Source organism: Bradyrhizobium sp. SZCCT0231, from assembly GCF_018130245.1.
In the GTDB taxonomy this organism is placed as follows: Bacteria; Pseudomonadota; Alphaproteobacteria; order Rhizobiales; family Xanthobacteraceae; genus Bradyrhizobium; species Bradyrhizobium japonicum_F.
In genome coordinates, this window is sequence record NZ_JAFCKP010000005.1 from 60,995 (window position 1) to 84,998 (window position 24,004).

The window sequence follows — 24,004 nt, forward strand, 5'->3', positions numbered from 1 at the left end:
TCCGGGCTTTCTGCGTTTGATTGGATTTGAGACATGACGGGAACGACACGTTCGAGCGGCGGGCTGGATGACCGCCGCAAGCGGCTTCTGTTCCGCTGCTGGCACCGCGGCACGCGCGAGATGGACTTGATCCTCGGCCGCTTCGCGGATGCCGAGATCGGCAACCTGTCCGACGCCGAGCTCGGCGAGCTCGAGCGCCTGCTCGAGATCAACGATCCCGATCTCTATGCCGCCATCGCCGGCGACAAGGTGCTGCCGGCCGACGTTACCGGCGCGCTGTTCACCCGTATCAAGGCGTTTCCGATCGCGGACGGCAGCGCATGAAGCAGGGGATGAAATCGCCGGCCGAGCTGCTCGCGCCCGGCCGCGCGCTGACGCTCGCCAATGTCGCGGAGGGCGCGGAAGGGCTCGTCGTCTCCGATCTGGCGCGTGCCATCGCGGCGCGGCCGAAGAAGCCGGCCGTCAGCCTCGCGGTGGTCTGCCGCGACGGCGGGCGCATGCAGCAGCTCGAACGCGCGCTGCAATTCTTTGCTCCCGATTTGCCGGTCCTGACCTTTCCGGCCTGGGATTGCCAACCCTACGACCGCGTCTCGCCGCATGGCGGCATCCTCGCCCAGCGCCTGACGACGTTGGCGCGGCTGGCTTCGCTCACCGGCAGCGACAAGCCGCTGATCGTGCTGACGACGGTGAACGCGGTGGTGCAGCGCGTGCCCGCGCGCGAGCTGGTCGCGGCGCAGGCGCTGTCGGTCGCACCGGGCAATGTGGTGCCGATGGACACCGTCGTCGCCTGGCTCGAGCACAACGGCTACAACCGTTCCTCCACCGTACGCGAGCCCGGCGAATACGCCGTGCGCGGCGGTATCCTCGACCTGTTTCCGGCCGGCCTCGACCAGCCCGTGCGTTTCGACTTCTTCGGCGACAGCCTGGAATCGATCCGCTCCTTCGATGCCGAGACCCAGCGCACGCTGCTCGACATGCGCTCGCTCGACCTCGTGCCGGTCTCGGAGTTTCAGCTCGTCACCGACACCATCCGCCGCTTCCGCATGGGCTATGTCGCCGAGTTCGGCGCGCCCGAGCGCGACGATGCGCTGTACGAGGCCGTCAGCGAGGGCCGCCGCCACCCGGGCATGGAGCACTGGCTGCCGCTGTTCCAGGACCGGATGGACACGCTTTTCGACTATCTGCAAGGCGCGACCGTTGCGATCGAGCCGCAGGCCGAGGACGCCGTGCGCGAGCGTTTCAAGCAGATCCTCGACTATTACGAAGCCCGTCGCGAGGCGATGGAGCATCCCGGCGGCGGCGCGATCTACAAGCCGCTGCCGCCTGACCGGCTGTATCTGACCGACGCGGAATGGGCAAAGCGTCTTGGCGAGATCCCGCTGGCCCGGCTGACGCCGTTCTCGGTGCCGACCGACGGAACGAGCGTCGTCGACGCCGGCGCGCGCAAGGGCCGCGACTTTGCGCCGGAACGCAACGACACCAATGTCAACGTGTTCGAGTCCGTGGTCAGCCACGTCATGGCGCTGCAGGCGCAACGCAAGAAGGTCGTGATCGCGCTGTGGACCGAAGGCTCGCGCGACCGCATGACCTCGATGCTGCGCGACCACAAGCTCGCCCATACCACCAGCGTCAACAGCTGGCGGACGGTGCAGGCGACCCCGCGCAACGAGACCATGCTCGCCGTGCTTGGCCTCGAAAGCGGCTTCGAGACCGACGAGATCGCGCTCATCAGCGAGCAGGATATTCTGGGCGACCGCCTGGTGCGGCCGCGCAAAGCCAGCCGCAAGCTCGACAATTTCATCTCGGAGGTGACGAGCCTTGCCGCCGGCGACATCGTCGTCCATGTCGAGCACGGCATCGGCCGCTTCATCGGGCTGCAGACGCTCGACGTTGCCGGCGCGCCGCATGACTGCCTCGAGCTGCATTATGCCGCCGAGACAAAGCTGTTCCTGCCGGTCGAGAACATCGAGCTCTTGTCCCGCTACGGCTCCGACCAGACCACGGTCGAGCTCGACCGTCTGGGTGGCTCGGGCTGGCAGACCCGCAAGGCCAAGCTCAAGAACCGCATTCGCGAGATCGCGGGCGAGCTGATCAAGATCGCGGCCGAACGCATGCTGCACGAGGCGCCGAAATTGCCGGTGCAGCAGGGCCTCTATGACGAGTTCTGCGCGCGCTTCCCCTATGACGAGACCGAGGACCAGCTAGGGGCGATCGAGTCCACGCTGAAGGACCTCGAAAAGGGCCGGCCCATGGACCGGCTGATCTGCGGCGATGTCGGTTTCGGCAAGACGGAGGTCGCGCTGCGCGCCGCCTTCGCGGTCGCGCTCGAGGGCAAGCAGGTTGCGGTCGTGGTGCCGACCACGCTGCTGGCCCGCCAGCACGCCAAATCCTTCAGCGAGCGCTTCAAGGGCTTTCCGGTGAACGTGGCGCAGGCCTCGCGCCTGATCCCGACCAAGGAGCTGAACCAGGTCAAGAGGGGGCTCACCGATGGCTCCGTCGACATCGTCGTCGGCACCCACGCGCTGCTCGGCAAGGCGATCAAGTTCCGCGACCTTGGCCTGCTCATCGTCGATGAGGAGCAGCACTTCGGCGTCAGCCACAAGGAGCGGCTGAAGGCACTGCGCGCCGAGGTGCACGTGCTGACGCTGTCGGCGACGCCGATCCCGCGCACGCTGCAGCTGGCGCTGACCGGCGTCCGCGAGCTCTCGATCATCGCATCGCCCCCGGTCGATCGCCTCGCGGTGCGCACCTTCGTCGCGCCGCACGATCCCTTGATGATCCGCGAGGCGCTCTTGCGCGAGCGCTATCGCGGCGGCCAGGCGTTCTACGTGGTGCCGCGCATCGACGACCTCGCCGAGGTCAAGGATTTCCTCGACAAGAACGTCCCGGAGATGAAGGTCGCGGTCGCGCACGGCCAGATGCCGCCCGCCGTGATCGAGGACATCATGACCGCGTTCTACGACGGCAAGTTCGACATCCTCTTGTCGACCACCATCGTGGAGTCCGGCCTCGACATCCCCAACGCCAACACGCTGATCGTGCACCGTGCCGACATGTTCGGCCTTGCCCAGCTCTATCAGCTCCGCGGCCGCGTCGGCCGCTCCAAGCTGCGCGCCTATGCGTTGTTCACGCTGCCGGCGCAGCAGAAGATCACCGCGCAGGCCGAGCGCCGGCTCACCGTGCTGCAATCGCTGGAGACGCTGGGCGCCGGCTTCCAGCTCGCCTCGCACGACCTCGACATCCGCGGCGCCGGCAATCTGCTCGGCGAGGAGCAGTCCGGCCACATCAAGGAGGTCGGCTTCGAGCTCTATCAATCGATGCTGGAGGAGGCGATCGTCAACCTCAAGGCCGGCGTCTCCGAGCCCGCCGCCGACCGCTGGTCGCCGTCGATCACCATCGGCATGCCCGTGCTCATTCCGGAGGACTATGTCGGCGATCTCTCGGTGCGGCTGTCGCTGTACCGGCGCCTTGCCGATCTCGACACCGAGGAGGAGATCGAGAATTTCGGCGCCGAGATGCGCGACCGCTTCGGCGTGCTGCCGGACGAGGTGCGCTATCTGTTCAAGGTCGCCGCGATCAAGGCGTTCTGCCGCAGGGCCAATGTCGAGAAGATCGACGCCGGCCCGAAGGGCGCCGTCATCGTCTTCCGCGATAATTCCTTCGCCTATCCCGACCGCCTCGTCACCTTCATCCGCAGCCACGGCCAGGCCGCCAAGGTGCGGCCCGACATGAAGGTGGTGTTCCTGCAGGACTGGGAGACGCCCGAAGAGCGTCTCGCCGGCACGACCGAGATCATGCGGCAGCTGGCACAGCTCGCCGAGAGCAAGAAGGCGGCGTAAGGGACTACCTTCGGCCGGAGGCGGCGCAGCGCGAACGGTGCGCCGCACCTCAGTCCGAAGGGGCGACAGATCGCCACTTGCGAAATGTCTAAAGAATAGCCATGTTCAACCCTTCGAGTTTCGGCCGAACGACTTGGCCTCGCCGCTGCTAGCGCGCCTGACTGACGACCCTCCCTCCAGATCTCGAATCCGCTGACCGCACGCGTGCGTGCGATTCTGAAGACTTATCTATCTCAAAGGACGCTCCCCATGACGACGGGAACTGTGAAGTGGTTCAACAGCCAAAAGGGTTTCGGCTTCATTCAGCCGGACCAAGGAGGTCAGGATGTTTTCGTTCATATCAGCGCGGTTGAACGCGCCGGCATGAATTCCCTCAACGAGGGTCAGAAGGTTTCTTTCGACGTCGTTGCAGACCGCCGGACCGGCAAGTCTGCTGCAGACAATCTGCGCGCAGCGTAAGCTGCCGCAGCCGGTGCTTGTCGCTTTGACCACGGATGTATTGGCAGAGCTTCAGGTTCTTGCGACCCGCGACTGGTTTACCGGCCGCGGGTTTTTGCATGCGCGGTGGTCCGCCCATCGAAACAGCTGAGGTTCGAGCGTGTCCGTGAATGTCGAGTCAGATCAGGAACATGACGACGTCATGTATCCGCAAGTGCTGCCATTTGTGTTGATCCATGCAGGCTGCGCCGCGGCGGTCTGGTCGGGCATCTCGTGGCAAGCCGTCGCAATCTGCATTGTTCTGTATTGGTTGCGCATGTTTGCGATCACGGCCGGATATCATCGGTACTTTTCGCATCGGGCTTACGCGACAAGCCGGGTGTTTCAATTCGTCCTTGCCTTCCTTGCCCAGAGCAGCGCTCAGAAAAGCGTTCTTTGGTGGGCTGCCAAACATCGCCATCATCATCTGCACTCGGATACGGCGCAGGATGTGCATTCGCCCCGGCACAAGGGCTTCTTGTACAGCCATGTCGGTTGGATATTCTATCGGCAGCACGACGGGACCGACCTGGTGAAGGTGTCGGATCTGGCATCGTATCCCGAGTTGATGTGGCTGCACAGACTGGAGCTCTTGCCGGCGGTCGTGCTCGCGGGCCTCTGCTTCCTCATCGGCGGGTGGTCGGGACTCGTGGTCGGATTCCTCTGGAGCACCGTGGTTCTGTATCACGCCACGTTCTGCATCAACTCGCTCGCACATGTTCATGGACGCAAACGGTACGTGACGGGCGATGATTCTCGAAACAACTGGCTGCTCGCTTTCCTGACGATGGGTGAGGGGTGGCACAACAATCACCACGCCTACCAGGCCAGCGCTCGGCAGGGCTTCTACTGGTATGAAATCGATCTGACCTATTATGTTCTGGTGGCGATGTCCTGGCTCGGAATAGTCTGGGATTTGAAGACGCCGCCCAGGCAGGTTCTGCGCAATGAGCATCGGCTGGGATCGCGCGTGGTCAGGCAAGCGGCCGAGCAGCTTGCCGCTCGCTTCAATCCCGAACACATCGCGTCGGCGATCAAGACATCGATTCACGAGACTGAATTGTCGCTGCGGGACGCACTCCTTCTGTTGCAGCAGCGTGCCGACTCGCGTCTGTCCAGCGTGCCAACTCGCGACCAGCTGCTGGCTGAAGCGCAGCGCATGTTCGCGAAGACGATCTCCTTGGAGGACATTGTCGACCGCGCCCACGAACTCCTGAGCGACTCCGTTGGCTTTCTCCTGGCCACTCCCGCCCAGCCGGTCAACGCTGAATCGACCACGAATAGCGGCGTTTAGCGCAATGATCCCCCAAGGGGGAAAGTTGGCGGGACGACTAGGATGCCGCCCGCGACGCATCCGCCGACAGCCGCGCCAGCAATGACCTTGCCGTATCCGACGGCGACAGCGAGTCCACGCTGACCACGGGATCGCTGCGCATCTCGTGCTTGCCGTTGGACGTGTGCCGCATCACCGCGGACAGGCGGCGCGCGATCATGTGCGCTGTGCGGAAGTCGGTCTCCGCGAACACCACGATGACGGAGCCGTCCTTCTGCGCCGCACCAAAATCCATCTGCCGCATCAGGCGGCTGAGGATGCGTGCGGCGTCGAGCTGGGCGCGGGGATTGTTGGGATCGAAGGCGAAGCGCGCCACCGACAGGCCGCCGCCGCGGGCCAGCGTCTGCTCGACCGCCTTGGCAAAATCCCGGGCAAAGGCTTCCGTCGTGAGCAGGCCGCTGCGCGGATCGAGCCAGCCCCCGGCATCGATCGAGCGCAGCGTGCGGCTCAGCTGCGCTTCCATCGCGTGCTGGCGGATCAAGGGAAGTGCATTGGCGGCGACCTTGGCCGGCTCGCCCTGGATCAGCTCGAGATTGGGCAGGTCGTAGGCCTGCGTGAGCTGATGCGCGGTGACGATCACAGGCAGGTTGCGGAATCGGGTGTCCTCCGTGAGCACCGTGAGGAAGGCATCGGTCACGCGCGCGGTAAAACCTTCGGCGAGCACGACGCCGTCGAGGTCGCGGGTGTTGAGGTGCTTGGCGGCGGCCTCGATCGAGAGCGCGCCGACCACGCCGACCCGTTCACCGAGCGCGACGGAGAGCGCGGGGTAGGCCGCGCCGCGACCGATCAGCAGCACGGTGGCGTCGCGTGCGGGATCGCCCTCCGGCAGCGCGACCTTCGCTTCAGGCAGCCGGCGCAGCACCGTTGCATGCAGCGTGCGAATGCGTAGCGCGGCACGCAGCCGCGCGATCAGGCGGTCGGGATTGCCGCCGCGCGAGGAGAAGGGCAGGGCGTTGTGCGGCAGCATGCCCGCCGCATCCAGGGTCACGAAGGGAAGGTAGGGCGATTGATCGGCAATCTTCTTTGCGAGCGCCGCCACATGCGGCTCGTCTCCGGCGTGCATCGCAGCGAGAACCGCGGCCGGCTGCACCGCTTCGACCGCGCGCGCCGCGCTGGCCCAATCGGTGTCGACCACGGGAAAGAGCCGGGCCTCGTCCAGCGCCGCCACGAAGGCGGGGCGGTGGGAATCGGACACAAACAGGATCGGGCCCGCCTGGGACATCAAAAGACTCAAATCACGCAACAGATGCCGCGCAATCTAGTTTGGCCGCCTTAATGCTGCGTCAACGCAAGCGTTGAAACTGTGCCTAGGCCGCCCCGGAGCGGTCGCGAAAAGCCTCGACCATCAGGGGGTTAAGCCCGAGCTCGCTGAGCGCCTCGCGGGCGCGGGCATTGTCCTGGGCCCGTCCTGCCAGCCGGTGACCCGAGAGGCGGTCGGGCAGCGCCGTGAGCAGGGCGCCCTGGCCGAGCCGGCGCGCCCATTCCTGGAGATCGTTGGAGAGAAAGCGGTAGCCGCCGACGGCCATGATGCCGGAGGGCGGCGCGGTGATGCAGATCGCGCCGCTTGGGCGGTCGAGCCGTGCCGCATAGCCGGTGTCGACATAGTCGCGCGGCGGCTGCGCCGTCAGCGTCTCCCCGACCGGCTGCGGCGGGGCATAGGCTGCGATCGGCACCATCGCCCCGCGCAGGCCGAGCGTGCCCTTCGGCGTCAGCAGGATCTCGCCGGCAATCGAGGAGCCGGCCTGCTCGCGCGGCGCGCCATGCGGTCCCGGCATCACCGGCACCGGCATGCCGTCCTCGCCGCGGCGGGCGCCGAACAGTCCGGCCTCGCCGAACAGATAGACGTCGGTCAGCGGCGCATGCGGCGCGATCCAGGCATCGCTCGCCGCGACCTGCTCCGGCGCGCGCCACAGGCCGATGACGTTGCGTAAGCTGGGCATACGCGCCGCGAGATCGGAATCGCCGAGGCGCAAGGCAAGCTGCGCCGGCGCGATCAGCACCTCGCATTCGTGCGCGTTGATCTGCTGCTCCAGCACGTCGTTCTCGAACGGGTGATGCAGCGCCAGCGTGCCGCCCGAGAGCAGCCACACCGCCAGCGAGGAGGCGAGGCCCGCAAACGACATCGGCGTGAATGCCGCCATCACGGTTGCGCCCTGCTTGATGTCGGCTTCGAGCGACATCGCGAGGCCACCGGCGATCAGGCTGAAGTGAGGCCGCGGCACCGGCCGAAAGCCTTCGGCGGTGACGTCGAAGGAGATCATCGCCGCCTTTCGGCCGTCCTGGATCACGGCGCGCGTGGTGCCGGGCGGACGGGCCAGGACGTCGTCGAGCGAGGCCATGCCCTCGGGCAGGTCGCCTCCGAAGCCGTAGACATGACGGATCGAGAAGGCTTCGGCGGCGGCGTGCATCGCGAGGTCGGCATAGCCGACGCCGTCGACCGTGCTCATGGTGACGATGGCGCGCGCCGCGGTGCGGTTGAGCGCCGCGGTCAGCTCCGCATGCCGCCACAGCAGCGGCAGCACGGCGACGACGAGGCCGGCACGATGGGCGGCGAGCACGGTCAGCACGAACTCGACCGTGTTGGGCAACTGGATCGCAATGACGGAATTGGCCGGCAGGCCCGATTCGACGAAATGGGCCGACAGTGCCTCGATGGCCGTGTCAGCCTCGGCATAGGTCATCCGCCGCGGCTGGTGCCCGGTGATGCGCGCCTTGTTGAGGGGATCGAGCAGAGCGGTTGCGTGCGGCTGCCGGATCAGCGTGCGCTGAAACAGTGTGTCGAGCGTCGGCGATACGGCTGGCTGGTTCACGGCGTCACTTTGCTTGATGAGCTTGCGGCGGCCCCTTCGACCACCAGGTCTCCGGCAAATAGCCTGAGAGCGAGGTGGCCTTGGGCCGTTCTATCCGATTCCAGCGCGCGATCCATTGCTCGGATACGTTAAACAGCGGGATTGTGTAGAAGCCTGCGATCAGGGCGCGATCGAGCGCGCGCACCGCCGACACGAAATCCGTGTGTTCACGGGCCTCCAGCAGGGCGGCGATCATGGCATCGACCGCGGGATCCCTGGCGCCCATGTAGTTGCGGGTGCCCGGATTGTCCGCGGCCGCGCTGCCCCAATAGAAATATTGCTCGTTGCCGGGCGACAGCGACTGGTCCCAGCGGTTCTGGATCATGTCGAACTCGTAAGCGAGCCGGCGCTGGTCGAACTGCACGGGATCGACCGAGCGCACGGTCGGCTCGATGCCGGCGCGTTTGAGGTCGCGCTGGAACGCAAGCGCGATGCGCTCCTGGTCGCGGGTCGTGACCATGATCTCGAAGGTGAAGGGCGCCTTGGTCGTGCGGTTGCGCAGCACCGTGCCGTCGAGATCGTAGCCGGCCTCCGACAACAGCTTCAGCGCGGCGCGCAGCGTCGTGCGGTCGCGGCCTGATCCGTCGGTTAGCGGCAGGCGGTAGCTGCCCTCCAGGATGTCGGGCGGGATCTGCGCGGCGAATGGTTTCAATAGCTCGCGCTCGCGCGCATCCGCAGGCCTGCCATAGGCCGACAGCTCGGAGCCGGCGAAATAGCCGGCGACGCGCGAATAGAGCCCGAAGAAATAGTTGCGGTTGACCAGCTCGAAATCGAACAGCAGCGTCAGGGCCTGCCGCACCCGGACGTCGGCGAAGACCGGACGGCGCGTGTTGAACACCAGGAATTCGGACGGCTGCGGCACGCCGGGCTTGACGGTGTCGCGGATCACCTCGCCGCTTCTGGCGGCCGGAAAATCGTAGCCGTCGTGCCAGCGCAAGGGCTCGTGCTCGACGCGGAAATCGTAGAGGCCGCGCTTGAAGGCTTCGAACTGGCCGTTGGCCTCGCGAAAATAATCGAGCCGGATCTCGTCGAAATTGTAGAGCCCGCGATTGATGGCGAGGTCGCGGCCCCAGTAATCGGGATTGCGCGTGAGCGTCACGCTGGCGCCAGGCTTCACCGCCGTGACGCGGTAGGGGCCCGAGCCGACCGGGCTCGTCAGCGTCGTCTCCTCGAAGGTCGCAACGTCGATCGCGTGCTTCGGCAGGATCGGCATCAGGCCGAGGATCAGCGGCAGCTCCCGGTCGTTGGCCCCGGTCAGGTCGAAGCGGACGGTGAGGGGATCGGGCGCCTCGGCCTTTGCGACCTTGGCGTAATATTGCCGGTGATTGGGACGGCCGTGGTCGCGCAGCAGCTGCCAGGAGAACAGCACGTCGTCGGCCGCTACCTGCTTGCCGTCGGAGAAGCGGGCGCGGGGATCGAGACGGAAGGTGACGAAGCTTCGCTCGTCATTGGTTTCGACGGACCTGGCGAGCAGGCCATAGAGCGTGAACGGCTCGTCCTGGCCGCGGGCCAGCAGGCTCTCGACCACGTAGCTGCGGACCGGCTGCACCGCCAATCCCTTCACGATGAAGGGATTGAGGCTGTCGAAGGTGCCGAGAATGCCCCAGGTCAGGCGGCCGCCCTTGGGGGCATCCGGGTTGGCGTAGGGCATGTGGGTGAAATCGGCAGCCATGGCCGGCTTGCCGTGCATGGCAATGGCATGGGCCTCCTCGGCCCGGGCGCCTGCCGAAAGTCCGGTAGCCACAGCAAGGGCGAGGGCGCAGAGGCGGACACCGGGGCCCTCGAGAAGGCGCAGGAACATGAACATCGGCACACGGTGATTCGAGGACCGGCGGGCCTGAATCCTATCACAGGGAATTTCACTGGGCGCAGCTGGGGATGTGGTCAAAGACGCTTGTCGGCATTGATCTTTTCGTCGGCCACGCTAAGAAGGCACCCAATCGCGCAAGAGCGTCGAGCCCGTCACTTATCCGCCTCAATTGACGGGGAGAGAGCCGCGCCCAAGGCGGCCAGGTTCGGCGCTTCGGAGCGGTTCGGGCACTTCCCGTTCAGAAAGGGTTTTCCGCAATGAATTTCCGTTACTTGGCCGCGTCCGTCCGGCCGCGCGGGCGACTTCTCGCCCTGTTGACGGCGACGGCGTTGGCCGTTCCGTTTGCCGCCGAGGCTCAAGCTCCTGCACCGGCTCCTGGCGCGCCCGCGCCCAAGGCCGCCCCGGCCCCGAAGGCCACCCCGAAAGCTGCCCCCAAGGCTCCGGCGCCCGCAGCGTCGCCGCAGGCCCAGCAGGCTCCCGCCCAGGGCGCTCCGGCGCAGCAGGGCGCGGCCCAGCCCGCTGACCAGCAGATCCAGCTGATCTACGCCCCCTGGACCAAGTTCTGCCTGAAGGGCCAGGATGCCAACGCCAAGCAGGTCTGCTTCACCGGCAAGGACGGCCGCATCGAGTCGGGCCAGCCGGTCATCGCGGCCGTGATCATCGAGCCCGAAGGCGAGCCCAAGAAGATCCTGCGCGTGACGCTGCCGCTCGGCATGCAGCTGGTTCACGGCACCCGCATCATCGTGGACAACAATGCGCCGCTGCAGCAACCCTATGTGATCTGCTTCCAGAACGGCTGCATGTCCGACTACGAGGCGACGCCCGAGTTCATCAACAGCATGAAGAAGGGCCAGAATCTCGTTGTCCAGGCGATCAACGCCAACGGCGCGCCGCTGACCCTGCCGCTGCCGCTCGCCGGCGAATTCCAGAAGGCCTATGACGGTCCGCCGACCGATCCGAAGGTGTTCGAGGAAACCCAGAAGAAGCTCCAGGAAGAGCTTCAGAAGAAGGCCGAGGAGCAGCGCAAGAAGCTCGAGCAGCAGGGCGCGGCTCCCGGCGCATCTCCGGCTGGTCAGAAATAATTGGGACCAAATCCCGGACATGAAAAAGGCGCTCGCTCGAGCGCCTTTTTTATTTGTGCTTCCGATGCAGCGACTCTGTTCACTTCTCCCGAACGGAGAGCTGAACACCGAGCTGTTCGTCGCGTTCTAGTTCAGCGAGGGATTGCGCGGGCGATAGCCGCCGGCCTTGTCCTTGATGAAGATCTCGGCGACCTGGGAATGTCGGACCGGCTCGCCGGAATCATCCGGCATCAGGTTCTGCTCCGAGACATAGGCGACGTATTCGGACTCCGCGTTCTCCGCGAGCAGGTGATAGAACGGCTGGTCCTTGTTGGGCCGCACCTCCTCGGGGATCGACAGCCACCACTCCTCGGTGTTGTTGAATTCCGGATCGATGTCGAAGATCACCCCCCGGAACGAGAAGATCCGGTGGCGAACGACCTGTCCGATCTGGAATTTCGCGGTCCGCGCTTTAATCATCCCCCGTCGATAGACCAGGATTGTGGCCGATGCTAGTGCCCTCATCTGGAATTAACCTTCGTTTCCGGGGCGGATAGCCCCCAAGCCTTCAGAAAACACTTCATCAATGGTCGATATCCTCAATCTGGCGCTGCCTTATTTCGGCTTGATCTTCGTTGGTTTCGCCTGCGGCAAGGTCAAGTCCATCCCGGAATCGGGCCTCGCCTGGATGAACTTCTTCCTGCTCTACGTGTCGCTGCCGGCGCTGCTGTTCGCGATCATGTCGAAGACGCCGTTTTCGGAATTGAACAACCCGCCGTTCCTGGTGGCGACGACGCTGTCGACGGTTGCGGCGTTCACGCTGGCACTGGTGCTCGGCAAGCTGCTGGGACGGCTGACGCTGCGCGAAGCGACGCTCGCAGGTCTCTCCGGCGGCTACGGCAATATCGGCTATATGGGGCCGGGCCTGGCGCTCGCGGTGCTGGGGTCGAAGGCGGCGGCGCCGACGGCGCTGATCTTCTGCTGCGACAGCATCTTCCTGTTCACGATCGTGCCGCTCTTGATCGAGCTTTCCGACCGCGACCATCCCTCGCTGGTCCACGCCTTCGGCGTCGTGCTGAAGCAGATCGTGCTCAATCCGCTGATCATGTCCGCCTGCTTCGGCGCGGCGGTAGCAGCGCTCCATATCGAGCTGCCGGTCGCGCTCGACCGCACCATCACCTTCCTGCAGAACGCGGCCGCGCCGACCGCGTTGTTCGTGCTCGGCGTGACCGTGGCGCTCCGCCCGTTCGATCGGGTGCCGTGGGAGGTGCCCGGCGTGGTCGCGATCAAGCTGCTGATCCATCCGCTCACGGCCTTCGCCCTGATGCTGGCGTTCGGCCCGTTCGCGCAGCCCTGGGCCGCCACCGCCGTGCTGATGGCTTCGCTGCCGCCCGCGCTGAACGTGTTCGTGATCGCCCGGCAGAACGATGCCTGGATCGAATCCGCCTCCGTCGCGGTGCTGCTTGGCACCTTCGCGTCGGTGGTCACGCTGACCAGCGTGATGTGGGCGATCCAGAGCGGGCGGCTGGCGTTTCCTTAAGCGGGCTTGGCCGCCGCCAAACCTACCGCCGCCATGTCGGCGTCAGGCCCTCGCGCATGGCAAAGCGCCGGAGCGGGCCGATGGCGCCGAGCAGGTGCATGCCGACGGCGCGGACCGGCTGGAGTGGCAGGAAGTCGTTGAGCAGGGAGCGGTTAGCGATGTCGATCGCAAAGGTGCGGCTCAGAATGTCCGGCCGCCGGGTGCGGTCGTAGCGCTTGAGCACTTCGTCCGCACCGGGATCCTGCCCCGCGGCGATGGCTTCGCTTGCGAGCCTTGCAATGTCGGCGGCATCGCGCAGGCCGAGATTGAGGCCCTGCGCGCCGATTGGCGGAACCACATGGGCGGCCTCGCCGACCAGCGCGATGCGATCGCGGCCGAAGGAATTTGGACGTTCGATCGCGAGCGGGAACAGGTTGCGGCCAGGCTCGACCGTCATGCGTCCCAGGATCGAATGTGACTGCTTCTCGATCGCGGCGGACAGCTCCTCATCGCTCAAGCTGCGGAGCCGTTCGGCTTCCGCAGGCGCCGAGACCCAGACGATGCTGCAGCGGTCGCCGGGCAGGGGCACGAACACGCAGGGACCATGCGGCGTGTGGAACTCGGTCGAGACATTGCGATGCGGCCGGGCATGGCCGACGTTGAAGGTCAGCGCGGTCTGGTTCAGCTCGCGACGCGTCACGGCGATGCCGGCGGCCTCGCGGCACAGCGAGTGCCGGCCGTCGGCACCGACCACCAGGCGGGCCGAGAGAAACTGTCCGGAGGCCGTGCGCACCGCGATGTCGTCGGCTTCGATGACGATGCTTTCGGCCTCGTCGTCGAAGCGGACGAGGTTGGGCAGCTCAGCCGCGCGCGCTTCCAGCGCCAGCATCAGCGAGCGGTTGTCGATGTTGTAGCCGAACGCATCGAGGCCGATTTCGTGACAGGAGAAGCGGACCTCCGGCGCGCGGAACAGCCGGCCGGTGTCGTCGACCAGGCGCATGACCTCCAGCGCTGCCGCCTTGTCCTTGCAGCGCGGCCAGACGTCGAGCATCTCCAGCAGGTCGATGGAGGCACCGAGCAGCGCGGTGGTGCGGTTGTCGGCGTAGGGCACGCGACGCGCCACCAGTGCGGTCCGTGCACCCGCTTGCGCCAGTGCGATGGCCGCCGCGAGGCCCGCCGGTCCGCCGCCGATCACGGCCGCGTCATGGAGTGTCGATGCGTCTGTCATGGAACGACAAATGACATGCCCGGCGGCAAATTCAAGCCCGCTGATTTCGCCTGATTTTATGGCGAATTGTGCGATCGTGCGCCGCAATGGCGGATGTGCAAACCGGTCGCATTCTGATAGCAGAAGCCATGGATACGCAGCAGGATTCCCTCAAGCCGAGACCGGCGATCCGCGCCGCGGCCTTCTCGGTGCACATCTTCACCGCGTTCGGCGCGGCGATCGCGCTCTTGGCGCTGCTGGAGGCCGTGCGCGAGCACTGGGCGGCGATGTTTCAATGGCTGGGAATCGCCCTGATCATCGACGCGATCGACGGGCCGATCGCGCGCCGGCTCGACGTCAAGAACGTGCAGCCGAACTGGTCGGGTGACGTGCTCGATCTCGTGGTCGACTTCGTCACCTATGTCTTCGTGCCGGCCTATGCGATCGTGGCCAGCGGCATGCTGCTGCCGGTCGCGGCTCCCTTGCTCGGCATCGCGATCATCGTCACCAGCGCGTTATATTTCGCCGATCTGCGCATGAAGGCCGACGACAACCATTTCCGCGGCTTCCCGGCGCTGTGGAATGCAGCGGCGTTCTACCTGTTCCTGCTGCACTGGCCGCCGCTGTGGTCGACGCTGCTGGTGGCCGCGCTCGTCGTGCTGACCTTCGTGCCGTTCCACGTGCTGCATCCGGTCCGCGTCGTGCGGCTGCGCTGGCTGACGATGTCGCTGATCGCGATCTGGGCGGTGCTCGGTCTCTACACGCTGGAGATGGATTTTCGCGTCGGCACCGGCGTCACCGTCGTGCTCTGCGCCATCGCGCTCTGGATCAGCTTCAGCGATGCCTTGATCCGCCTGGCGAGATCCTTGGCGTGATGCACCTGCTGACCAGCCCGCTCAGCGGCTGCGGCGAGCGTCGAGTTGACAAGGCGGGCGCGATGTCTTTCGCTCAAGCCTGGGAGAAGAGGAGGTCAGGCGATGACCAAAGCCATCCGTGTGCACAAGGTCGGAGGCCCCGAAGCCCTGGTCTATGAGAGCGTCGAGGTGCCGGCGCCTGGGCCGGGCGAGGTGCGCATCCGCCAGCACGCGGTGGGCCTCAACTTCATCGACGTCTATTATCGCACCGGCCTCTACAAGGCGCCGGGGCTGCCCTTCATCGCGGGCAACGAGGCCTCGGGCGAGGTTGTCGCGGTCGGGCCTGGCGTCACGAATTTTCATCCCGGCGACCGCGTTGCCTATTACCACAATCTCGGCGGCTATACCGACGAGCGCAACATCCCCTGGGAGAAGCTGGTCAAGCTGCCCGACCACATCACCTACGAGCAGGGCGCCGTGCTGATGCTGAAGGGGCTGACGGTCTGGTACCTGCTGCACAAGACCTTCAAGGTCGAGCCGCATCATCGCGTGCTGGTCCATGCCGCCGCCGGCGGCATCGGCCTCCTGGCTTGCCAATGGGCGAGGGCGCTCGGCGCGCATGTCATCGGCACGGTCGGCTCGCGCGAGAAGGCCGAGCTTGCCGAGGCCAACGGCTGCGATCACGTCATCCTCTACAACGAGGAGGATTTCGTTGCGCGCGTCAAGCAGATCAGCCGCAACGAAGGCTGCGACGTCGTCTATGACGGCGTCGGCAAGGCGACCTTCCCGGGCTCGCTGTCCTGCCTGAAGCCGCGCGGCATGTTCGTCTCGTTCGGCAATGCCTCGGGCCCCGTGCCGCCGTTCTCGATCGCCGAGCTCAACAATCACGGCTCGCTGTTCGCGACGCGGCCGAAGCTCAACGACTATATCGGCACGCGCAAGGAGCTGCTGGAAGGCGCCGACACGCTGTTCGCCGCCGTCATCAACGGCAAGCTGCACGTGCCGATCAACCACGCCTACGCGCTGAAGGACGCCGCCAAGGCGCACATCGATCTCGAGAGCCGCAAGACCACGGGCGCGTCGATCTTGAAGCCGTAGTTTCCGTGTCCCGGACAAGCTGCAACGCGCAAAGCGTTGCGGCGCAGAGCCGGGACCCAGATGCCGCACGCTGCGGAGAGATGGGCCCCGGCTCTGCAGCGCACCGCTCCCGGACGATGCTTCGCATCGCCTTGAGAGCGCTGCGCTGCGTCCGGGGCACGAGACAGGTCTTACGCCACCCGCCTTGCCGCGCCGGCCTTGGTCAAAATCACGTCGAGACAATCGATCATCTCGGCGATCTCGCCCTTCGTGACGTTCAGTGCCGGCATGAAGCGCAAGCTGTCGAGCTGCGGGGCGTTCAGCAGCACGCCGGCTTCGAACGCCTGCGCGACGATGCCTGGTGCGATCGGCAGCTTGAGATCGAGCGCGAGCAACAGCCCGCGTCCCCGCACGCCGCCGAGGCCATGCCGGGCCGAGACCTTCTGCAGCTCGCTTTCGAGCAAGAGGCCGGTCTCGGTGACCGCCTTCAGGAAGTCGGGCTTCTTGACTTCCTCAAGCACCGCAAGGCCCGCCGCGCACATGATCGGGTTGCCGTTGAACGTGCCGCCCTGGTCGCCGTGCTCGAAACAGGAAGCGCGTTCGGTCGCGAGCAGCGCCGCGAGCGGCACGCCGCCGCCGATGCCCTTGCCGAGCGTCATGATGTCGGGTGCGATGCCGGCGTGCTCGTAGTGGAAGAGTTTTCCGGTCCGGCCCATGCCGGTCTGGATCTCGTCAAAAATGAGCAGCAGGCCGTGCGCCTCGGTGAGCGCGCGCAGCTCTTGCAGGAACTGGTCGCTCGCCGGCCACACGCCCGATTCCCCCTGGATCGGCTCGAGCATCACAGCGACGGTGTTGTCGCTGATCAGCTTCTCGACCGAGGCGATGTCGTTCAGCTTCGCCTTCTTGAAGCCTGATACCTTCGGCTCGAACAGCGGCTCGAATGCCTTCTTGCCCGAAGCCGACATCGTCGCCAGCGTCCGGCCGTGGAAGCCGCCTTCGAAGCTGATGATCTCGAACGCGCCGCCCTTGTGCAGGTTGCCATATTTCCGCGCGAGCTTGATCGCGCCTTCATTGGCTTCCGCGCCGGAATTGGCAAAGAACACTTGGTCGAAGGCGCTGTTCTCGACCAGCGCCTGCGCAAGCTTCAGGCTCGGCTCGTTGTAGAAGGCCGGGCTCGGCGTGAGCAGCCGCTTTGCCTGCGCGGCGAGCGCATCGGCGATCGCGGGCGGGGAGTGACCGAGGCAGTTCACGGCCCAGCCTTGCACGAAATCGAGATAGCGCTTGCGGCCGTCGTCCCAGAGGTAGGAGCCGGCGCCGCGGACGAACACGGCCTTGGGCCGTGCGGTGATGTCCATCAACGCGTCATACGGATGCGTAGTCATGTCGTACTCCTCTGGAGGCGGGTGGAAAAAGGGCGCAAAAAGCAGAAAGGCCGCACCTTGCGGGTGCGGCCTTCTCGAAAACTTCAGCTGAATTCAGTGGTTCAGCGGCGTCCTCGGACATGGCGCACCCTCTCGTCGTCGCGGGAGCGACGGCGGAGCATTTCGGTGCGCTGGTTGGTCCGGGCGTTGATCATGGGGCGCGTCCGTACAGCCGAATAGCAGGACTTGTCAAGCAGGCATTTTGCAGGATGCTCGCCGAGCGTGCATCGGGTCAGGTCGGGTGCGCGGCTTCCTCGGCCTCTTCATCGCCCCAATCCGCGTCCGCAATCGCGGTGTCGATCAGCTCGCCGCGCATCAGCTTGAGCGGCGAATTCCAGTACAGCGCGATGTTGTGGAAGGGATCGGTCAGCACCTTGAACACCCAGACCAGGCCGGTCGTGACGTCGCGGGTGGCGAAGAGCTGCAGCATGCGCGCAAGTCCGCCGCCGATGCCGATCGCGAGCCAGAGCGTGCCGACATGCCGGATGAAGTCGAGGCGAGTGGCCGGCGCATCGAACAGTCCGAACAGCGTCGGAAAGGCGAACAGCGCGAGCGGCGCACTGCCCCAGACCAGCAGCAACACGATCTTGCGGGTCTGGTTGTAGCCGACCTTGATCGCTTCCTTGTAGTCGTTGCTGACGTCGTTGACGGCGTCATAGCCGTTCGGCTCGAAGAAGAAATGCCCGGTCTGCCGCGTCAGCATCGCGAGCCAGCCGACGATGCCGGCGATGGCGGGGTCCTTGAACAGCAGGGCGTAGCAGCCGAGGAAGATGACGGCGCTGATCAGGTGTAGCGTCTGGTTGACGGTGCTTTGGTGGTAGAAGCGGTAATCGTCGAAGCGCTGCGTGCGCAGCATGTCCGAGAGGCGGCTCATCCTCGTTCCTCGCTCGCGTTGAAAAGCGCGGGCAGAGTTAGGCCGAGTCCGTGACCCCTGCGTGAATGCACTATAGTGTCACATTGCAGTGCGCAGGTAGTCTCGCGTGGGGGCCCCGTGGAAACCATTGCGTCGCTGGCGCGTTTGTGATCGAAGCACGCGAATTGGTTCGAACCGGACCCACGGCGGTTCAGACCAAGGAAGACGGGACCAATCAGACAGTTTTCAGCCTTGTCCGACACGCCTTACCCAATCGATCTCGACAGTATTCGCGGCGCATTTCCGCCGGGCATCGACGCGCCGCCGCTGCTGGTCGATTTTGCCGCCTGGCTCAAGGGGCGCCCCTGGGGCAGCGTCGGCCGCTTCGCCTTGCAAGGCCAGTTCTCCGATTCCGCGCCGATCGTCGACGGCAGTCCGCTGCGCGACAGGTTTTCATTGTTCATGCGATTGCCGGACGGCTCGGCCGTCGGCGGCTGGTATGGCGCCGGTCTCGACCGCGACAATCCGCCGATCGTCGGGCTGGGATCGGAGGGCGACTATGAGCTGCTCGCACCGAGCCTCGACGGGCTGCTTGCCAAGCTGACGTCGCAAGCCTTCGACAAGGCCTGGAGCGATCTCAAGCCGAACGAGGAGGTCGAGTGCCAGACCGTCGAGCTCGCGCAATGGCTCGCCAAACGGCCGGCCGGCGAGGTGGCTGCACCGGAGGACGGCGGATCGGACCTGCCTGATTTCCGCGGCTTCATGGAAAAATGGAGCCGGGACCGCGAGGACTATTGGGCCAGCCATCGTCTGATGGCCGAGCTCGGCTGGCGGCTTGCCGCTCATCTGCCCAAGGGCAAGAATTCCTGGGACAAGACGCGTTTCGAGATCGCGATCGTCGGCAGCCAATACCAGGCGCGTGTGTTGACGCGCGGACCGCAGCCGTTCGAGGAAGCGGACTCGATCGAATCCCTGCTGCGCGACCTGCGCGAGGAGATGCGCTGCGCGCAGCCCGAGCTTGGCCTGTGGTACGTGATGAATTTCGGACTCTATGCCGACGGCCGCATCATGCCGAGCTTCGAGTACGATTTGCGCCCGACCATTGGAGGCGAGCCGGCGCTGCTGTCCGAGGCGAAGGCCGATCTCGCCCGCGCATCAAGGCCGGCGCGCTGGGTGCCGAGATGGCTGGCGGCATCCTGAAGCTCGGAATCCCGCGATGCTGCCGCCCAGCCGGCGCGCCGAAATCTTCTGCTGTCGTGCCATCTTGACCTCGCGGGAACGGCACCTTCGATCCCCCTTGACTTAGAGTGCGCTCGAAGGGGTATCTGTACGTGCGTCAGTACGAGAACGGGCACACATGAAGATCGGCGACCTCGCAAAACGAACCGGCTTGTCGACTCACACGTTGCGTTACTATGAGCGCATCGGGCTGCTGCCATACGCAGACCGGGATCGTTCCGGCCAGCGTGACTTTGACGCATCGATCCTGACATGGATCGAATTCCTCGGTCGGCTCAAGACCACGGGAATGCCGATCCGGGACATGTTGCGTTACGCGGCGCTTCGTGATGAAGGCGAAGCCACCGGGCCCGCCCGGCGGCAGATGCTGGAAATCCACCGGCAACAGGTCCGCATGCAGATTGCCGAACTCCAGGAATGCCTGCTCGTCCTTGATACCAAGATCGCCGGCTATGCCAGCGGCGAACAGAGGACGAAGGAAAATGACGCACGCCCAAACACAAGCCGAAAGCCGCTTCGATCGCGGCCAGCGGGCCCTGTCACGCATTGACGGCAGAGCCGGCGAAAAGGTCGTCGCCTCACTCGCCGACATCGCTCCGGATTTCGCACGATACGTGATCGAGTTTCCCTTCGGCGACATTTACAGCCGCCCGGACCTCGGCCTGCGCGATCGAGAGATCGCGACGATCGCCGCACTGACGGCGCTCGGAAATGCCGCGCCTCAGCTCAAAGTGCATATCGAGGCGGGTCTGAACGTCGGGCTGTCCCGCGACGAGATCGTGGAGATCATCATGCAGATGGCCGTCTATGCGGGCTTCCCGGCGGCGGTGAACGGGCTGTTCGCAGCCAAGGAGGTGTTTTCCGCGCATGACGGACGGCAGGCGTCGGGAGAAGCCACATGACCAACTCGCTTCAAACTCTCTTCTGCTCGGCAGCATTGGTCAGTGCGTGCCGATCTCTTCCGCGCACCCAACCGCAGCGCTAGGTACCGAAATGGCCGGCCTGCCGCGGCGCCTCTAGAACCCCGCGACGCTGCCGTGCAGATCGTATTGGTCTGCGCGCTCGATTTTCGCCGTGACGATCTCGCCGACACGCAAGGGGCGGCGGCTCGTGAGATACACCGCGCCGTCGATCTCCGGCGCATCGGCCTTGGAGCGGCCCTTGGCGACGGTCGGGCCGACCTCGTCGATGATGATCTGCTGGCGTGTGCCGACCTTGCGCTTCAGCCGGCGTGCCGAGATCTTCTGCTGGCGGGCCATCAGCGCGTTGTAGCGCTCCTGCTTGACCGCTTCGGGCACCGGGTTCTCGATCGCGTTCGAGGTGGCGCCGGCGACCGGCTCGTATTTGAAGCAGCCGACGCGGTCGATCTCGGCTTCGTCCAGCCAGTCGAGCAGATAGGCGAAGTCGGCATCGGTCTCGCCGGGGAAGCCGACGATGAAGGTCGAGCGCAAGGCGAGGTCGGGGCATTCCTCGCGCCAGCGCTTGATCCGCGCCAGCGTCTTGTCCTGCGCCGCCGGACGCTTCATCGCCTTCAGCACCTCCGGGCTCGCGTGCTGGAACGGGATGTCGAGATAGGGCAGCACCGTGCCTTGCGTCATCAGCGCGATGACTTCGTCGACATGCGGGTAGGGGTAGACATATTGCAAGCGGACCCAGGCCCCGAGCTCGCCGAGCTCGCGCGCGAGGTCGAGGAACTTGGCGCGGACCTGGCGGTCCTTCCACGGGCTCTCCGCATATTTCAGATCGACGCCGTAAGCCGAGGTGTCCTGCGAGATCACCAGCAGTTCCTTGACGCCGGCGCCGACCAGGCGCTCGGCCTCGCGCAGCACGTCGTTGGCGGGGCGCGAGACGAGATCGCCGCGCAGCTTCGGGATGATGCAGAAGGTGCAGCGGTTGTTGCAGCCCTCGGAGATCTTCAAATAGGCGTAGTGGCGGGGCGTCAGCTTGATGCCCTGCGGCGGCACCAGGTCGAGATGCGGATTGTGGGCCGGCGGCAGCGCGCGGTGCACGGCATCCAGCACGCTCTCATATTGCTGCGGGCCGGTGATGGAGAGCACGCCCGGATAGGCCTGCTCGATCTGCTCGGGTTCCGCGCCCATGCAGCCCGTTACGATCACCTTGCCGTTCTCGGCCATGGCCTCGCCGATCGCTGAGAGCGATTCTTGCTTGGCGCTGTCGAGGAAACCGCAGGTGTTGACGATGACGATGTCGGCCCCGTCATGCTTGCGGGCGAGCTCATAGCCCTCCGCGCGCAGGCGCGTGATGATGCGCTCGGAATCCACCAATGCCTTGGGACACCCGAGCGACACGAAGCTGACCTTGGGCGCAGCCGTCTGATCCATATCTGAACTGCCTGATTGACGGGGCCTGAGCTAGTCCCAATTGCCCATAATTACAACCCTTTGCAGGGCGTTCCGGCGTGCTATGGATGAATCACTGGTGGTGAGTGAGCTATGAGCGCCGAACAGTCGCCCAAAATCGTGATCGTCGACGAAAGCCCGATCCGGGCCGCGATCCTGGAGGAGGGGTTGCGGGAGGCCGGATTCACCCAGGTCGTCCATATCCGCGAGATGCAGAGCCTGCTCGCCCGTATTTATGCGGTCGACCCCGACATCATCCTGATCGACCTGGAGAACCCCAGCCGCGACGTGCTGGAAGCGATGTTCCAGGTCAGCCGCGCCGTGAAGCGGCCGATTGCCATGTTCGTCGACCAGAGCGATTCAGCCTCGATCCAGGCCTCGGTCGAGGCGGGGGTGTCCGCCTATATCGTCGACGGGCTGAAGAAGGAGCGCATCAAGCCGATCCTCGACCTCTGCGTGTCCCGCTTCAACGCCTTCGCCAAGCTCCAGGAGGAGCTGGAGCGGACCAAGTCGCAACTCGAGGACCGCAAGATCATCGAACGCGCCAAGGGCATTTTGATGAAGGTGAAGGGCCTGACCGAAGACGAGGCCTATGTGCTGCTGCGCTCCACCGCGATGCGCGAGAAGAAGAAAATCGGCGAGATCGCGCAGTCGATCATCACCGCGTCGGAGATGCTGAAATGACCGCCACCCTCCGCATCGGGTTCATTCCGCTGGTCGATGCCGCCGCCCTGATCGTCGCGGTCGACAAGGGATTTGCCGCCGCCGAAGGGCTCGAGGTCGAGCTGGTGCGCGAGGTCTCCTGGTCCAACGTGCGCGACAAGCTCAATATCGGCCTGTTCGACGCTGCGCATCTGCTGGCGCCCGTGGCGATCGCGTCCTCGCTCGGGCTCGGTCACGTCAAGGTGCCGATCGCCGCGCCCTTCAATCTCGGCATCAACGGCAATGCCATCACGGTGTCGCCGGCGCTCCATGTGGCGCTGATGGAGGAGATCGACGGCGACCGCTTTGACCCGATGGCGACGGCGAAGGCGCTGGCGAAGGTCGTTGCCACCAGGCGCAAGGCCGGCGCCGAGCCGCTGACCTTCGGCATGACCTTCCCGTTCTCCACCCACAACTATCAATTGCGGTTCTGGATGGCGGCGGCGGGCGTTGATCCCGACGAGGACGTGCGCCTCGTGGTGCTGCCGCCGCCCTATATGGTCGACAGCCTCAAGAATGGCCATGTCGATGCGTTCTGCGTCGGCGCGCCCTGGAACTCGGTCGCGGTCGATCTCGGCATCGGTCACATCCTGCATTTCGTGTCCGACATCCTGGCCCATGCGGCGGAGAAGGTGCTGGCGGTCCGCCAGGCCTGGGCCGACAAGAATCCGGACGTGGTCGCAGCACTGGTGCGCGCGGCCGTGAAAGCCGCCGAGTTCATCGAGCATCCCGAGAACCGCACGGAAGCGGCGCAGATCCTGGCCCAGCCGGAGCGGATCGGCGTCGATGCCGAGGTCATCCAGCGCACCCTCACCGGACGCCTCAAGATCTCGCCCGACGGCACGTTCCGCGAAAGCGGCCGCTATCTCCTCGTTGGGCGCGAAGGGGCGGGGCGCCCGGACCCGGTCCAGGCGGCCTGGCTCTATGCTCAGATGGTGCGCTGGGGGCAGACGGCGCTGACCCCTGACGGTGTCAGGACGGCGATGGCGGTGTTCAGGCCCGACCTCTACGACGCGGCCTTGGGCAACAGGGCGCCCACCGAAGCTCCCGCGGCGTTCGGCGCCTTCGCCGGCCCCGTCTTCGATCCCGACAACATCCGGGGACATCTCGAGGCCTTCGCGGTCGGGCGCTGGAAAGCTTGATTCGCGACTGCTTAATTGTTGTGCATATAAGTTCGTTGACTAATGTTTGGGCCGGCTGCTCGAATTTCGGGAGGGTTTTCGGGCTGATATCTCCCGGATGTTCTCCTAATAGCCTGAAACAATGTCGGTTTCTCTTTCGACCCAGCTGGCACGCAACTTGAATGTTGCGCTGCGGCCAGCTTGTCATAGGTGCCTGCTGAGCCAAGTCCCGCAGCAACGAAGCTGATCGGACCGTGAGTAACGAAGCCGGCCCCTGAGCCA

General features: G+C 65.4%; 21 protein-coding genes. 13 read left to right on the top strand and 8 right to left on the bottom strand.

Annotated elements, in window-relative coordinates; all coding sequences use genetic code 11:
- Positions 1 to 33 precede the first annotated feature (33 nt).
- The 4 genes from JQ566_RS15335 to JQ566_RS15350 all read left to right on the top strand — a co-directional run bounded on the left by JQ566_RS15335 (position 34) and on the right by JQ566_RS15350 (position 5,610).
- Complete coding sequence (locus JQ566_RS15335; protein ID WP_212373187.1) at positions 34 to 324, top strand: FAD assembly factor SdhE; 291 nt, start codon at positions 34 to 36, stop codon at positions 322 to 324.
- Positions 321 to 3,839, top strand: a complete 3,519-nt coding sequence (gene mfd, locus JQ566_RS15340) for a transcription-repair coupling factor (RefSeq protein ID WP_212373188.1) — start codon at positions 321 to 323, stop codon at positions 3,837 to 3,839. The genes JQ566_RS15335 and mfd overlap by 4 nt, the downstream gene beginning before the upstream one ends.
- Before the next feature lie 249 nt (positions 3,840 to 4,088).
- A complete protein-coding gene (locus JQ566_RS15345) occupies positions 4,089 to 4,298 on the top strand; it encodes a cold-shock protein (RefSeq protein WP_212373189.1) in 210 nt (69 codons plus the stop codon).
- Between the two features lie 181 nt (positions 4,299 to 4,479).
- Complete coding sequence (locus JQ566_RS15350; RefSeq protein ID WP_249139500.1) at positions 4,480 to 5,610, top strand: acyl-CoA desaturase; 1,131 nt, start codon at positions 4,480 to 4,482, stop codon at positions 5,608 to 5,610.
- A 37-nt stretch (positions 5,611 to 5,647) separates the two neighbouring features.
- Here JQ566_RS15350 and JQ566_RS15355 read toward each other — a convergent pair whose 3' ends face one another.
- From JQ566_RS15355 to JQ566_RS15365, 3 genes are all read right to left on the bottom strand, one after another.
- Positions 5,648 to 6,871: a GGDEF domain-containing protein gene (locus tag JQ566_RS15355; RefSeq protein WP_212373193.1), complete on the bottom strand. Its 1,224-nt coding sequence runs from the start codon at positions 6,869 to 6,871 to the stop codon at positions 5,648 to 5,650.
- Between the two features lie 85 nt (positions 6,872 to 6,956).
- A complete protein-coding gene (locus tag JQ566_RS15360; RefSeq protein WP_212373195.1) occupies positions 6,957 to 8,459 on the bottom strand; it encodes an AMP-binding protein in 1,503 nt (500 codons plus the stop codon).
- 4 nt (positions 8,460 to 8,463) lie between these two features.
- Positions 8,464 to 10,305: an extracellular solute-binding protein gene (locus tag JQ566_RS15365; protein WP_212373561.1), complete on the bottom strand. Its 1,842-nt coding sequence runs from the start codon at positions 10,303 to 10,305 to the stop codon at positions 8,464 to 8,466.
- A gap of 260 nt (positions 10,306 to 10,565) precedes the next feature.
- Between JQ566_RS15365 and JQ566_RS15370 the strand changes: the two genes are divergently transcribed.
- Entirely contained in the window at positions 10,566 to 11,390 is an 825-nt protein-coding gene (locus tag JQ566_RS15370; RefSeq protein ID WP_212373197.1) for an invasion associated locus B family protein, read from the top strand.
- Between the two features lie 126 nt (positions 11,391 to 11,516).
- Here the strand turns inward: JQ566_RS15370 and hspQ are convergent, their stop codons facing one another.
- Positions 11,517 to 11,849: a heat shock protein HspQ gene (hspQ, locus tag JQ566_RS15375; RefSeq protein WP_212373199.1), complete on the bottom strand. Its 333-nt coding sequence runs from the start codon at positions 11,847 to 11,849 to the stop codon at positions 11,517 to 11,519.
- 106 nt (positions 11,850 to 11,955) lie between these two features.
- On the opposite strand from hspQ, the gene JQ566_RS15380 reads away from it, so the two are divergent.
- A complete protein-coding gene (locus JQ566_RS15380; RefSeq protein ID WP_212373201.1) occupies positions 11,956 to 12,909 on the top strand; it encodes an AEC family transporter in 954 nt (317 codons plus the stop codon).
- 22 nt (positions 12,910 to 12,931) lie between these two features.
- Here the strand turns inward: JQ566_RS15380 and JQ566_RS15385 are convergent, their stop codons facing one another.
- Positions 12,932 to 14,116, bottom strand: coding sequence for a UbiH/UbiF family hydroxylase (locus tag JQ566_RS15385; protein WP_212373203.1), 1,185 nt, complete (start codon positions 14,114 to 14,116; stop codon positions 12,932 to 12,934).
- Positions 14,117 to 14,202: 86 nt separating this feature from the next.
- Between JQ566_RS15385 and pcsA the strand changes: the two genes are divergently transcribed.
- Both pcsA and JQ566_RS15395 read left to right on the top strand, forming a co-directional pair.
- A complete protein-coding gene (gene pcsA, locus JQ566_RS15390; RefSeq protein WP_212373205.1) occupies positions 14,203 to 14,970 on the top strand; it encodes a phosphatidylcholine synthase in 768 nt (255 codons plus the stop codon).
- 102 nt (positions 14,971 to 15,072) lie between these two features.
- Positions 15,073 to 16,047, top strand: coding sequence for a quinone oxidoreductase family protein (locus JQ566_RS15395; RefSeq protein ID WP_212373207.1), 975 nt, complete (start codon positions 15,073 to 15,075; stop codon positions 16,045 to 16,047).
- Positions 16,048 to 16,217: 170 nt separating this feature from the next.
- Here the strand turns inward: JQ566_RS15395 and JQ566_RS15400 are convergent, their stop codons facing one another.
- On the bottom strand, positions 16,218 to 17,408 hold the full coding sequence (locus JQ566_RS15400) for an acetylornithine transaminase (protein ID WP_212373209.1): 1,191 nt from the start codon (positions 17,406 to 17,408) through the stop codon (positions 16,218 to 16,220).
- Between the two features lie 271 nt (positions 17,409 to 17,679).
- A complete protein-coding gene (locus JQ566_RS15405; RefSeq protein ID WP_212373211.1) occupies positions 17,680 to 18,321 on the bottom strand; it encodes a hypothetical protein in 642 nt (213 codons plus the stop codon).
- A 231-nt stretch (positions 18,322 to 18,552) separates the two neighbouring features.
- Here JQ566_RS15405 and JQ566_RS15410 point away from each other — a divergent pair, with 231 nt between their 5' ends.
- From JQ566_RS15410 to JQ566_RS15420, 3 genes are all read left to right on the top strand, one after another.
- Positions 18,553 to 19,500 carry a hypothetical protein gene (locus JQ566_RS15410; protein ID WP_212373213.1) on the top strand — a complete coding sequence of 316 codons (948 nt, stop codon included), beginning with the start codon at positions 18,553 to 18,555 and terminating at the stop codon, positions 19,498 to 19,500.
- Positions 19,501 to 19,657: 157 nt separating this feature from the next.
- Positions 19,658 to 20,089, top strand: coding sequence for a MerR family transcriptional regulator (locus JQ566_RS15415; protein WP_212373215.1), 432 nt, complete (start codon positions 19,658 to 19,660; stop codon positions 20,087 to 20,089).
- Complete coding sequence (locus JQ566_RS15420; RefSeq protein WP_014495189.1) at positions 20,022 to 20,441, top strand: carboxymuconolactone decarboxylase family protein; 420 nt, start codon at positions 20,022 to 20,024, stop codon at positions 20,439 to 20,441. Before JQ566_RS15415 ends, JQ566_RS15420 begins: the two co-directional genes overlap by 68 nt.
- 114 nt (positions 20,442 to 20,555) lie before the next feature.
- Here JQ566_RS15420 and rimO read toward each other — a convergent pair whose 3' ends face one another.
- Positions 20,556 to 21,881: a 30S ribosomal protein S12 methylthiotransferase RimO gene (rimO, locus tag JQ566_RS15425; RefSeq protein WP_212373217.1), complete on the bottom strand. Its 1,326-nt coding sequence runs from the start codon at positions 21,879 to 21,881 to the stop codon at positions 20,556 to 20,558.
- Between the two features lie 111 nt (positions 21,882 to 21,992).
- Here rimO and JQ566_RS15430 point away from each other — a divergent pair, with 111 nt between their 5' ends.
- Both JQ566_RS15430 and JQ566_RS15435 read left to right on the top strand, forming a co-directional pair.
- Positions 21,993 to 22,583, top strand: a complete 591-nt coding sequence (locus tag JQ566_RS15430) for an ANTAR domain-containing response regulator (RefSeq protein ID WP_008564898.1) — start codon at positions 21,993 to 21,995, stop codon at positions 22,581 to 22,583.
- Entirely contained in the window at positions 22,580 to 23,743 is a 1,164-nt protein-coding gene (locus JQ566_RS15435; protein WP_212373219.1) for a CmpA/NrtA family ABC transporter substrate-binding protein, read from the top strand. The genes JQ566_RS15430 and JQ566_RS15435 overlap by 4 nt, the downstream gene beginning before the upstream one ends.
- The last annotated feature ends 261 nt before the right edge of the window (positions 23,744 to 24,004 follow it).

Bases quoted from the DNA above. Each gene is read 5' to 3' on its own strand.
- JQ566_RS15380 (WP_212373201.1), top strand. From the start codon at position 11,956: ATGGTCGATATCCTCAATCTGGCGCTGCCTTATTTCGGCTTGATCTTC.
- JQ566_RS15345 (WP_212373189.1), top strand. From the start codon at position 4,089: ATGACGACGGGAACTGTGAAGTGGTTCAACAGCCAAAAGGGTTTCGGC.
- JQ566_RS15400 (WP_212373209.1), bottom strand. From the start codon at position 17,408: ATGACTACGCATCCGTATGACGCGTTGATGGACATCACCGCACGGCCC.
- JQ566_RS15395 (WP_212373207.1), top strand. From the start codon at position 15,073: ATGACCAAAGCCATCCGTGTGCACAAGGTCGGAGGCCCCGAAGCCCTG.
- hspQ (WP_212373199.1), bottom strand. From the start codon at position 11,849: ATGATTAAAGCGCGGACCGCGAAATTCCAGATCGGACAGGTCGTTCGC.
- JQ566_RS15405 (WP_212373211.1), bottom strand. From the start codon at position 18,321: ATGAGCCGCCTCTCGGACATGCTGCGCACGCAGCGCTTCGACGATTAC.
- JQ566_RS15385 (WP_212373203.1), bottom strand. From the start codon at position 14,116: ATGACAGACGCATCGACACTCCATGACGCGGCCGTGATCGGCGGCGGA.
- rimO (WP_212373217.1), bottom strand. From the start codon at position 21,881: ATGGATCAGACGGCTGCGCCCAAGGTCAGCTTCGTGTCGCTCGGGTGT.
- JQ566_RS15355 (WP_212373193.1), bottom strand. From the start codon at position 6,871: ATGTCCCAGGCGGGCCCGATCCTGTTTGTGTCCGATTCCCACCGCCCC.
- JQ566_RS15335 (WP_212373187.1), top strand. From the start codon at position 34: ATGACGGGAACGACACGTTCGAGCGGCGGGCTGGATGACCGCCGCAAG.
- mfd (WP_212373188.1), top strand. From the start codon at position 321: ATGAAGCAGGGGATGAAATCGCCGGCCGAGCTGCTCGCGCCCGGCCGC.
- JQ566_RS15370 (WP_212373197.1), top strand. From the start codon at position 10,566: ATGAATTTCCGTTACTTGGCCGCGTCCGTCCGGCCGCGCGGGCGACTT.
- pcsA (WP_212373205.1), top strand. From the start codon at position 14,203: ATGGCGGATGTGCAAACCGGTCGCATTCTGATAGCAGAAGCCATGGAT.
- JQ566_RS15365 (WP_212373561.1), bottom strand. From the start codon at position 10,305: ATGTTCATGTTCCTGCGCCTTCTCGAGGGCCCCGGTGTCCGCCTCTGC.
- JQ566_RS15350 (WP_249139500.1), top strand. From the start codon at position 4,480: ATGTATCCGCAAGTGCTGCCATTTGTGTTGATCCATGCAGGCTGCGCC.
- JQ566_RS15420 (WP_014495189.1), top strand. From the start codon at position 20,022: ATGACGCACGCCCAAACACAAGCCGAAAGCCGCTTCGATCGCGGCCAG.
- JQ566_RS15435 (WP_212373219.1), top strand. From the start codon at position 22,580: ATGACCGCCACCCTCCGCATCGGGTTCATTCCGCTGGTCGATGCCGCC.
- JQ566_RS15430 (WP_008564898.1), top strand. From the start codon at position 21,993: ATGAGCGCCGAACAGTCGCCCAAAATCGTGATCGTCGACGAAAGCCCG.
- JQ566_RS15415 (WP_212373215.1), top strand. From the start codon at position 19,658: ATGAAGATCGGCGACCTCGCAAAACGAACCGGCTTGTCGACTCACACG.